Below are 206 nucleotides of genomic sequence, written 5' to 3'. Positions count from 1 at the left end.
ACTCTTCCGCCCTCGACCTTAACGTGGCGGGTTCGCAAGGTCGTCAGGCCGTATGACTTGTTTGCTTCCGCGTAAGCGGTGTTTCCAACTCGAATATAGAGGTTGTCGAGCATCCACACTACCGTCGCCAGGGCCTTGTCCATGTTGAGGCCGCGTGAACCGAGGTCCATGTCCACCTTTTCCCGTAGTTCCGGGAGGCGGTCAGC

The 206-nt window shown here is 58.3% G+C and carries 1 pseudogene; it reads right to left on the bottom strand.

The features are described 5' to 3' along the window. Positions 1-206 (bottom strand): annotated as a pseudogene (locus ACPYOJ_RS37365) (DNA topoisomerase IB); the annotation flags it as partial.

This window comes from Rhizobium sp. SVR5-9E (assembly GCF_056755095.1).
The sequence above is the reverse complement of the archived record's forward strand: the minus strand, read 5'-3'. Positions and strand labels throughout refer to the sequence as shown.